Genomic DNA, 11,376 nt, shown 5'->3' with positions numbered 1-11,376 from the left:
AGGCGCTGAAGCCAACGTTAACCGGGGAGGTCAGCCGTGTGGCTGGCAGGGCCCCGATCAGTTCGAATCGGTATTGTTGTTGTTCCCCCACATGGTACCGCCGCCGTTGCTCCCGCCCCAGGGAATGCCTGATGGGCCAACAGAGCCGGGGGCACGATCGCCAGTGACATAGTTACCGACAGCACCGCCGACAATGGTGCCGACAACGCCGCCCGCCACGCCACCGATAGAGCCGATGCCACCGCCGATCGCTGCGCCGACCGTTTCCGCGGAAACCGTCAATGTACCGCTGCGATCTCCTGCACCGGAAATGATTGAACATTCTTCAGAGGTAAGATTGCGCATATTTGCTCCTTAATCATTAAATTTTCAAATAAGCCACGTTTATCATGCCGAGCGTTGCCCGCGATCGCTATTGAGCAATTTATGCGTGCCGATAACGGCAACGGCGATAAGGGCGTATTTCAAGAAGCGATTGAGGGTGAAATAATCCGCAATCGTGCCAGCAACAAGCCCAATTAAAATGGCGAACAATACAATAAGTGACTTTTTCATATGATGAACACGAATCTTCCTGTATTAGTTACTGTCGGCAGGATTGTTCGTCGATGTTTGTTTATTGCCACCCAACATGGATTCCACCATTTTGCCTGCGGTATAGGCGGCACCACCGATAACGGCACCGGCAACAGCGCCTGGGCCGGCACCGACACCGCCAGCCATGGCGCCGGTCATCGCCCCACCAACCGCGCCGGCCGCGACGGCCCCGCCCAGCTCCGCATAGCTGAAATCCCCAGCGGCTGCGATAAAGTTCACTTCATTAATCGTAAGTTCTCTCATAACGACTTCCTTATATTATTGGTTTTTGGTTTTTGCAGTTTTCCGATACCAGAAAAATGCCACTAGCAAGGTTGAAAAGATAAAGGATTGAATGATTGTGCTGGTAAACCTCCTGTCTTCGGAAAAAAATAACGAATAAAAAATATCCATGAATGTGTAGTAAAAGCAGAACAAAAAAATCCAACTGCTGGGTAATTTCATCAGTGCCTCGATAGGTTTGATTGGCCAGGGGTATCTTCTCGCGTTATTCCAATGATGTGGACAACGCGCGCAGCATCCGCGTCAGCGCTCGAAGAAGTTGAGCGTTGTTTAAAATGCTGTAATGCGTTTCTGCACAATAATTGAGTTGAACGTCATGAGAGGATTGCCTCTCCCAGCGTTGTGCAAGATTGGGGTGTTTACGCTGACGTTGCTGGCTGAGCCAAAGCGTCAGCGGTATCGCTATCTGTGGCAGAGGGCCGGCGTTATTCGTCAGATCAAAGGATTTTTTCAGCGCCCAACAAAAGGCTTCGGCATGTTCCAGCGTGATCTTCTCCGCAAGCACGCTCTGATTCAGCGCATAGTGCATTTTTATCTCGTTGGCGAAGCTGTCTATCGCGTTCGTTTCTTGATGCCGACACAAATGGCGCGCAATACCGAGAGAGTCGAACAGGCTGAGATAACTTTGCGCCACGCTGAAACCTCGATTCACTGAGGGGTGCTGGGCGGGCAAACCGCTGTCGACAAGCACCGCATGCGCAAAGGGCGCGCCTTGTTCCGTAGCCTGCGCCGCCATATGGACAGCTAATTGGCCGCCCAATGACCAGCCGGCGATAACGGCAGTGTCGCGTTTGGCACGCGGTATGGCCGCCAAATGGGAGGCGGCCAATCGCTGCAGGGTGAGTGTGTCGTCTGCGCCTGGCGCGGCCAACCCCGGGCTGGCGATGGTGATGATGTTGGCGCAGGCGTAAAGTTGTTTTATCCACTTTGCATATTGATGTACCTGGCCACCGGCACCATGCACCAAATACAAGGTGGGCAGAGAGGGGCGATCGGCTGCGCCGGACAACATCGATAACGGCAGGGGCGCGTTATCGCGCAGACGCTCGGCAAGTTTATCGAGCTGTGAGTAGCCAAGGATTTCCGCCAGGGTTAATTCCACATTAAGGGCGCGCTTGATGTTACCCAAAAACGTAATGCCGGAAAGCGAGCTGCCGCCATTGCTGAAGAAGCTGGCATAGGGGTCGATCTTGTCTGGAGCACAGCCTAACGTATCCGCCAACAACTCACGTAGCAGCATGAGTTCCGCGGACGCGGCGGGAACAGCATCGCTGGCCTGGCTCCGTTCGGTGCCTGGCGATAGCAAGGTGCGATCCAATTTGCCGTTGCGTGAAAGCGGGAAACGTTCAATAAGATGATAGTGGGATGGCGCCATATACGCGGGCAATGCGGCCGTAACCTGCTCGCGTATTCTTTGCTCCGCCTGGACGCTGGCTTTCCCCGCCTCGGTCAATGTGAAATAGGCTTCCAGATACGGTGTGCCGTTCCTGGTTTCATCGCGACAGACGACGCACGCTTCAGCGACCAGTTCGCTGCTTTTGAGCGCGAATTCGACGTCACCCAATTCGACGCGAAAACCCTGCAGTTTCACCTGTTGGTCTTCGCGGCCGAGGAATTCGATGTAACCGCTGCGATGCCAACGGCCACGATCGCCGGTGCGGTACACGCGTTCTCCGGTGGTTGGGAGAAGAACAAAGCTGCCGGCGGTGGTTTGCCTATCGCGCCAATACTCGCGGGCAACGCCAACGCCACCGATATAAATGTCGCCGGTAACGCCGAAACCGCACGGCTCGAGTTTTTCATTCAACACCCACATGCTTTGATTCGGCAATGCGGTTCCATAGGGGATGGCGTTTCTGTAGTGCGTATCTCGTGTAAGTGGATGATAAATTGACCATATTGCCCCTTCGGTGGCACCGCCAAGGCTGGTGATGGTGGCGTTGGGGCAAAGCCGATGTGCTTCGGCGATCAGCCGCGGAGAGATACGATCGCCGCTCAGCCAGATATGCCGCAGTTGAGGCAGCGACAGGATGTTTTCTTGTGCGCAGTATTGCACCAGCATTTGTAAGATGGCGGGAACCGAGTTCCAGATGCTGATTTTCCGCTGGCGTATCGCATGTAGCCATGCTGACGGCTCTTTAGCGTCGTGCGGCGATAACACGGTTACCGATGCGCCGGCTAGCCAACTGCCGAACAGGTCATAGACCGATAAATCGAAGGCCAGGTCGGCGAGCGCCAATACGTTGTCACGATGTGAAACGTTAAACAGTTGATTCATGGTCAGCAAGGTATTGGTGACGGCGCCGTGTTCCATCGCCACGCCTTTTGGCGTACCTGTCGTCCCCGATGTATAAATGACATAGGCGAGTGCTTCCGCTTCGCCTGATGGGAAGGTTGCTGTGCCTGTGGCAGAGGGAGAAAACAGCGCCTCCAGATCCTGAAGGCGGGTTGTCTGCGGATAGCGGGCGCGATGGTGAGCCCGATTGCTCAAAACCCAGGCGCAACCCGATATTCGCATAATGGCCGCTACGCGGGCATCCGGTAATCCTTCGGCCAACGGCAAGTAGGCGCGTCCGGCGAGGATCACGCCGAGCGCCGCAATAGCTTGATGAGCGCCGCGTGGAAGATCGATGGCGATGAGCGCGCCTGGAGCGGTATGGGCGTTCAGCCAATGCGCCACGAGGCCGGCGTGCTGCAATAGCCGATCGTAATGCCACACCTGATCTCCCTCGAACAACGCCGGGCGATCCCCATGCTGGTGGGCAGCGCGTAACAGCCGATCGGAAAGAGGTTGCCGCAAGCATACCGGCATCGCCTGCCCGACGGAGAGCTGCCGCAATTGCCGGTTATCGGCCATTGGCGCCAGCGAATAGTGGTCGACGGCCCGCGAAGGATCGCAGGCAATTTGCTGCAACAGCAATGCGTAAGCTTGCGCCAATCCGTTAATACGCTCCGGCGTAAACAGCTTGGCGTTGTATTGCCACTCCAATTGAATGCCCTCTGCGCCGGAAATCACTTCCAGAACCAGATCAAACTTGGGCGGCGCATAGCGTCTTGGCAGGGTGTTAACCTGCGCACCGCCAAGATTTAGCTCGTTGCTTTTGCGATGTTGGCAGACGAACATGATTTGAAAAATGGGGTGGAACTTGCCGCGCGTGGGCTTGAGTTGTTCAACCAGGTAAGAGAAGGGCAATCCCTGATGTTTGAAAGCGCGCGCAAATTTATTGGCGTTCTTTTGCAGCAGCGCGGTGAAACTGTTGTCGCCAGTGATGATAAATTGGTGAGCGATCGTGTTGACGAAGCTGCCAACGGCGTCGTTTAACGTCGGCTCGTTCCTGTTGGCGATCGGGCTACCGATGACTACGCGATCCGTCGCCGATTCTCTGGCAATCAGTAACGCGAAGGCGGAGTGCAACAGCGTAAACAGCGTCGTACCGTTATGTTTGGCTAACTGGGCCAGGGCCGGCTGCAGTTCGTTCGTCAGCGATGTTCTGACGATATTCTGTGTTTTGCCTGCCGCGGTGATGGCGATATCGTATTCAAGCGCGTGTTTTTCCGGCGCACCATCCAGTTCATCGCGCCAAAACGCCATGCTGTCATCGACATTGGCGACGGCGAGGAAAGGGTCTTCAAGATAGCGGAAAAACGCCTGACCGTTGTCATAATGCCAATGCTCTTCGTACGCTTGATAGTCACGGCTCAGTTCATCCACCAGCAAATTGGCCGTCCAGCCGTCGACCACGCAATGGTGGAAGGTCAAGAACAGATAGTGGTGCTGCGCGCTCTTTCTCAAGATCCGGCAGCGCAGGGGATACTCAGCCGCGAGGTCAAACGGAATCGTACACTGGGCGTTAAGCGCCGCCAGCATATTTTCTTGCTGCTCTTCACTGTTCAGCCTGCTGATGTCCTCGAGGCTGTGTTCGAAAATGGTTTCATCAGGATGCACGATGTCAACGGTGATGGCTTCACCGTCTAGCCGGTAGCGGCCGCAAAGCGCACCGTGCCGCTTGAGCAGTTTTTTCAACGCGGCGAGCAAACGCTCGGGTTCAAAGGGCCCCAGGATCTCTTTAGCGATCGGAATGTTATACAGCGGGCTGTTCTTGGTGAAGTTTTCATACAGCCACAGGTATTGGCCCGCGTAGTGATTGACGGTGTAACAAGGCTTCTCGCCGGTGTGCCGCTCTGAATTGTCTGGCGTACAGACAGATAAAAATGCGGTAATGTCTTCCTGCACCGCACTGAGTGCGGCGGCGTCAACATGCTCGATGGTTTGGCGTCGAGGCGACAGCTCGCCGAATTTTGCTCCCTGTTTCGCCATTTCCATCAGATTGATCAAGCCGATGACGCTCATCAGTGCGCTCCTTCCATGTTGACGTCGATAGTTTTCGCTGTTCGACCGCTTTTATTCGGGCGTTTGTCGCTGTGGGCGGAAATCAAATTCAGCCAATGCGCTAAGCTACACAACTGCACTCCCGGGTTTCTCCGCTGCGCCATTGTGAAGGCGGCGCGATGGTCGATATTCTCGCCATCATCGAAACCGAAGATCCTCAGTACGCAGCCGTTCAATCGCTCATTGGCCGTATCGAACCGAATGTGCGGGAAATAACCCAGCCGCGCAGAGAGGGCTATCAACTCTGTAACACCGGCGTCGACGGCTTGGCGGCGCGCATCGACTTTATGCAGCAACAGTAGTCGCTCATGCCGGAAATCGCGTAGCAGGCCTTGCGTGAGTTTGGCTCCGCCGGCCGTATCATGCATAAAGATCATGTGGTTAACTCGGCCGGGCAGGGTGTGCAGCAGGGCCGAAAGTGCATCGAGCCAACTGGCATATTGAGTGGCTTCGTTCGGTACGTTGAATATGGCCGCGTTCAGCGACCATTCAGCAGGCAACGGCAGCGCCTGCGGTGACAGAATGTCCACACCGCGTTTGTCGGCGAGGGCGGCCAATAAAAGCCGTTCATCTGTGCCTTCGGGAGATTGAATAAACAGCCTGCTGCTGGTCGGCGCCTCGGTTGATAGACAGCGGCCGATAGCGCAACGGATGTCCAGATGCTGCGGATCCAGACCATAGCGTGCATGGGCCAACTGCGTCAGGTGTCGGCAGAAATCGGCGAGTCTTGGATGTTCAAGAATGTCGCTCAGGTTCAGATCCAACCGACAGTGGGCGTTAAGCACGTTAATGATTTTTATGGCCTGCAGGGACTCGCCGCCGAGCGTGAAGAAGTCGCCATCGTCACTGCCCAGCGTCGCCAGCCAAACTTCATGCACCAGGGTGTTGAATGTCGTCGAACGCAACTCCCGTGTGGGTTCAGGCATCCGGGATTGTCTCTCCAGGGTGCGATAATCAATCTTGCCGTTAGCCAGTTTGACCAGCGGCGTTGGATGATGCACGAAGCGCTGAGGAATATGGGCATTGGGCAGTTCGCCGTACAGTGTGCGGCGCATTGCCTCACTGAGCGGCTGCCGGCTGTGATAATGCGCGTACAGTTCCGTTCCCGCGTCGCCGCTTTTGGCCAGTACGGCAATCTCGACAATGGAGGGCAAGCGGGCCAGACAGCTTTCTATCTCACCCATATTGACGCGCTGCCCGGCGATTTTCGCTTCACGAATTTTGCGGCCAAGGAACACCAACTGCCCATCTTGGCGCTGGCAGGCGATATCGCCGGTACGAAAGGCGGGCATGAGATGGCCGTTGGCCTCAAGGGTGACGAACTTTTCCGCGCTCAGCGTTGGCTGATGCCAATATCCCAGGCCGACGGTCGCTCCGGCTATCAGTAATTCGCCGCTGCAGCCGAGCGGCAACGGCCTGAGATCCTCGCCGACGATCGCCGTGTATATACCATCCAGCGGTGTGCCTATCGTCACGGCGGCGCCATCGTTTTTGATTTCTGCGGCCGTCGCCACCACGGTTGTTTCGGTTGGGCCGTAGGAGTTGAATAACTTCCTGCCTTTGGGGTAGTGCGCGAACCAGCGTTCTTTGGCTCGCGGTGAAAGGCTTTCGCCGCCGATGATAACGGTAGTGACGGCCGGCGGTAGCGTCTGTTCACCGCCGGAGGCGAACAGCATTTCATTAAAGTAGGCGGTCGGCAGATCCAACAGGCTGATTTGATGATCGTCGCAGAATGTGAAGAAAGCGGCAAAGCTGTGCTTGACGGTCTCGGGGGCGATACACAGGTGGGCGCCGGCCCCCAGCGTCATGAAAATTTCTTCGATGCAGGCATCGAAATGCAAGGGCGCAAATTGCAACACGCGTTCGTGCGGTTGAATGCCATAGCATTTTATCGCCGCATCGACAAAAACGTTGAGAGCATGTCGGGCGCCTATCACGCCTTTAGGCATTCCCGTCGAACCGGAGGTAAACATGATATAGCTGGTACCGACCGGGAACGCCGGCGCCTCAGTCGATGTTTGCCGGCGAAACACGGTGAAGTGTGCGAAATCCGTCGGCATATTGAGTGTCGATGCGCGCCAATGCGCCAATGCGCCAGGCTCGGAATGAACGGAGGGACGCGTGCGATCGGTAATCAGGATAGCGTCGCTAAACTGTTCAAGCAGTTGACGGTAAGCCGCTCCATCCCCTTTGGCATTCAGGTTGACGAAGGGCATTTTCAATTGCAACGCAGCAAGCATGCAGATGATGGCCTCCGGCCCTTGCGGCAAGTCGAGCAACAGTACGGTATGTGCGGCGCGAACGGGAGCCAGGACATCGGCCAGCGCACGCCACTGCTGCTGCAAAACGGCATAAGACAGCGTTCTGAGCGATGACGAAGCGTGTTCAGGCGTGAGGATCGCCGTGCGTTGCGGCGCTTGAACGACGGCACGATCGATACGCTGCATGATATCGACCACGTTGTCGTTGGCTGTTTTACCCAGCAGCGAGAGCGGGAAACGTTGTCGCAATGCCGCGACGGAAAGATTTTCCGGATCGTCGTACAGCAAGGTGCACAAGGTCTGTATCCCCTGGCTGTGCCGCACCAGACTGGCCGCATCGTAAAGCCCTGAGTCGGCATCGATCTCCAGCCGCAGCGTTTGGTTATCGAGATCGGGACGCATGTTGAAGACCAGATCCTGCGCGCCTCCTGAGCGTAAGTTACGGATTTCACTACGCTGAGCGGGAGAGAATGAGGCTGCCGCTTCAAAGGGAATGATATTGACCACGATGTTGAACAACGGCGAGCGGCTGGCGACGCTCCTCAGACTTTTTATCTCTTCGTAACGAAACGCTTGATGTTTCTTGAGTTGCTTGAGCGCGTGTTCAATGGTTTGCGCCAACTGTCGGCATGAAGCGGTGTCCTCAATATCGAGAGTCAAAGGAACAACGTTGGTCTTGCAGGTTAGCGCCTGCCTCGACAGGGCGTCTGTTCGCGCCATCATAGGGACGCCGATCGTTTGCTGCTTCTCGCCGGTACATAGGTACAAATACGCCATCACCGCTACAAAAGTGCGCGCCAGCCAGGAAGGATGTTCGGTTTGCAGCGCAAGGCGCTCGGCAGGATAGGGCAACGACGTCACATGGCGGATGGTCTGTCCCGAGGGAATATTGGCGCAGGCTAATGTCATCGGGTCTGGCAGTGAGGCGCTGGCCGCTTGCCAAAAATGTCGGTCTGCTTGATAGGCGGCTGACTGTTTATACTCAGATTCAGCCCTGAGCAAGGCATCGATCGCCGGTACGTCTTGCGGTTGTTGTGTCTGGTCTCGGTAGGCCTGCGCCACTTGATGGATCAGCAAATAAGTGCCGTAACCATCAAGCAGCAGATGGTGGCTGCAGAAATACCACAGAAAGCGTTTCTCACCCAGCCTGATGATTTTTTGTCTGAATAATGGCGCTGCGTTCAGCGAGAAGGGGCGCTTAGCATCCGCTTCCATTAATTCGATAGCGGTGGCCATATCGTTGGCGCTCTGCGAAAGATCTACCCATTCCACTGAGATATTGGCGGTGACGGAATATTGATAAGGCGTGCCGTTATTCTCATCAAACAGAACGTGCAGCGTAGGGGTTTGGCTGATGACACGATGAATAGCACGTTTCATTCTTGCGATATCGAGAGTGTGATTTATTTCGACATATTCCGCGATATTATAGCTCGATTTATCATCGCCGATCTTGGTGCCATAGTAAAATCCTGCCTGTGAATCCAGTAATTGATGTTTGCTCATTGCCTCATCCCTGACAATTATTTTTCTTTATTTTTTACAGTCATCAGTCTGCCCGTTCGGCGGGAGCGCCACACAACCGTGCGGCGTTCTACGATGGGGTGAACTCTTTTAAGGTGTTCCAAACATAAATGCGCGCTGCCTGGCTTGCAGCAAAAATCTAAAATACACAGCGTACCGCCCTCATCCCATTCTGAGTTATGGAGAAGAAACTGCGGATCGTTAATAAATCGACTCAGCGTCTCATCTCTCAGGTAGGCCCAGGTTATATACCCTATCGGGTTATCCAAATGGTCGAATAATATTTTAAATTGGTTTTGATTAATCGCTTCCTGAGTCCATAGCTGCAACGTTTTTATATGGTACAAACTGTAATTTTTATTCATCAACATACAGTTAACGGCGAAGCCCAGGCTCTCGTATTGACTGAACCTACTTTTACCCTGCTGGTTTTCTTTGATAAAACTCACGAAATATCCTCAGCGTTGTTATTGTAATACGTTGATCGCCTGGCGCTCGAAACGGTCGAGATAGGTTTGCAATTGTTCGGTGATCTCGCTGACTTCGCCGCGCCAGCCGGAAATTTCTTGAAAAATCACTTCACGGCGCATGAACGTGCGGGAACCCAACCTTCTGGTGACGGTCTGCTTCATCGCCAGTTGTAATCCGGCGGAGGTTTGAGCTGCTGATGTTTCCTGAAGGTATTGCGCGTATAACCGACGGAACGCCAGAGAAAATCTCTCCTCCGCGGTCGTACCCTGTTGTTCGGCGGGAACCCTTACGGGTGCGTCGATGAGCCGGTGCAATAGGGCAATCGCCGGATGAGCATTCCCCAGGCCAAGACCTTGTCGACGGGTAAAGACGCCGGGAGCCAAATCGAACATTTTTTGCAAGCGTTCGCCTAAGGAGAACCACTCGGCGGTGAGAGGCAGGCGTTGTAAAAATGCAGGGTCAAAACCCGCCATACCGAGATTATCCAGCAGGCAGGCTCGTTTATAGGCCATGTTGAAGGCCGCACCGATGCCTTGGTGCGCTGCCGCGAGAAATGCCGGGCCGAATTGATGCTTGGCTAAATAAAAAGCGAGATCTTGCAAGCCTCTCAGCAACAAAGGGGCGTCTTCATTGAGCTTGTTGTGTTGAATGTAGCTGCGCCCGGGATCGCGACGTTCTGCGGGAAAAACACTGCGGACACCATGAAAGTCCAGCAGCCTACCGGCCATATCGCAATTGGAGGGTGAGGTCATCATCACCAAATGCCGGGTGCGGCAGTACGCGATCTGCGTCGCGAGACGCCGGGCAAGCTCGCAGAGCCCGTAGAATGCTTGTTCTTCCTGGGGCAATGCCAACCAGCTTGCGGCGTCAAACTCCGGGGGACGAGGCAGAAAAGCCGGCGCGGCGACAATCAGCTTTTCGACCCGCTGAATATCCGAAGGCTGCCTTTGCATCGCATCATGAGGATGATAGTAGGGTGCGCGGCAAAAATGTGCAGGGCGCACGACGGGCTCACGCACCAGCAACGCCTTGCGGTTATGGGGACTTCTCGCCGATTCAGGAGAGATGGCGGCTAAGGGGCTATCGGTCACCAAGATCGCCTGATTGGGCACGGCACCGTAAGGCAGCAGTTTGGCCATGACGTTCCCCCATAATGCCTCCAATACTGCGCCGGTCATCGTCAACTCGCCATCGACATGCTTTGCCCCTTGACCGACTAACGCATTAGCCCCAATACCTTTAACCTGCCAACGCCCATCAAAGCCACAGCGTGCTCCGCCGCCGTTGCGCGAAATAGCGCCGCCGCCATAACGTTCGGCGAAAAAGACTTTTTCATCGTTTAAGCGCGGCGTACCATCATCAAAAATAGCATGGCGATTATTTTCTTCGATGAGATAGCTGGTCTCTTTTTTCAGTTCGTCTTGTTCAGCAGGGCTTAATGCATTGTGCCAGAGTAATTGAGAACCTGTCTTTTTTGCGACGAAAGGGATCAAGCTTTCGTGAAGCATGGCGAGCTTTGTCATTTTTTAATCGTTATTTTTATTGGTGCAGAGTAAGTTAAATCCCGGCCTTATTGCACAAGGAATAATAAGACTGTTTTTTTAATTTGATGAATCCGGTGTTGAAAGTGAAGACGAAGGTGAAGGGCGGCCACCGCCACTGCCATTCCAGGTTGGGCCCATAGGAACCTGTGGAATAGCAACGTTAACCGGCATGTGTGGTGCGGCTTGAATAGCTATTTCCGTCCCGACGCCCACGGCTAAGGATACGGGGGTGGGTAATTTCGCTATTGTGCTCAGGCTACCGACAATGAGCGAAGTCGGATTATAAGAATCGTTGCCGTCAGATCCG

At 54.7% G+C, this 11,376-nt stretch carries 7 protein-coding genes; all 7 read right to left on the bottom strand.

Translation table 11 applies throughout. The annotated features are described in order from the left end of the window. Positions 1-57: 57 nt before the first annotated feature. The 7 genes from BVU99_RS16640 to BVU99_RS16610 all read right to left on the bottom strand — a co-directional run bounded on the left by BVU99_RS16640 (position 58) and on the right by BVU99_RS16610 (position 11,048). Positions 58-282, bottom strand: coding sequence for a hypothetical protein (locus tag BVU99_RS16640; RefSeq protein WP_154892309.1), 225 nt, complete (start codon positions 280-282; stop codon positions 58-60). Positions 283-387: 105 nt separating this feature from the next. Then, positions 388-555, bottom strand: a complete 168-nt coding sequence (locus BVU99_RS25150; RefSeq protein WP_016927849.1) for a hypothetical protein — start codon at positions 553-555, stop codon at positions 388-390. A gap of 24 nt (positions 556-579) precedes the next feature. Beyond that, positions 580-840 carry a hypothetical protein gene (locus tag BVU99_RS16635; RefSeq protein WP_016927848.1) on the bottom strand — a complete coding sequence of 87 codons (261 nt, stop codon included), beginning with the start codon at positions 838-840 and terminating at the stop codon, positions 580-582. Positions 841-1,084: 244 nt separating this feature from the next. Next, positions 1,085-5,230: a non-ribosomal peptide synthetase gene (locus tag BVU99_RS16625; RefSeq protein ID WP_099816813.1), complete on the bottom strand. Its 4,146-nt coding sequence runs from the start codon at positions 5,228-5,230 to the stop codon at positions 1,085-1,087. Continuing rightward, complete coding sequence (locus BVU99_RS16620; protein ID WP_099816814.1) at positions 5,230-9,036, bottom strand: AMP-binding protein; 3,807 nt, start codon at positions 9,034-9,036, stop codon at positions 5,230-5,232. The genes BVU99_RS16625 and BVU99_RS16620 overlap by 1 nt, the downstream gene beginning before the upstream one ends. Before the next feature lie 17 nt (positions 9,037-9,053). Next, a complete protein-coding gene (locus BVU99_RS16615; RefSeq protein WP_025302733.1) occupies positions 9,054-9,503 on the bottom strand; it encodes a toxin-activating lysine-acyltransferase in 450 nt (149 codons plus the stop codon). 18 nt (positions 9,504-9,521) lie between these two features. Further along, entirely contained in the window at positions 9,522-11,048 is a 1,527-nt protein-coding gene (locus BVU99_RS16610) for a hypothetical protein (RefSeq protein ID WP_050505189.1), read from the bottom strand. Between the last annotated feature and the right edge of the window lie 328 nt (positions 11,049-11,376).

Origin of the sequence: Serratia sp. OLAL2, assembly GCF_002752475.1 — a bacterium.
GTDB classification, from domain to species: domain Bacteria; phylum Pseudomonadota; class Gammaproteobacteria; order Enterobacterales; family Enterobacteriaceae; genus Serratia; species Serratia bockelmannii.
Note: the sequence above shows the minus strand (reverse complement) of the source record. Positions and strands in the feature narration are given on the sequence as shown.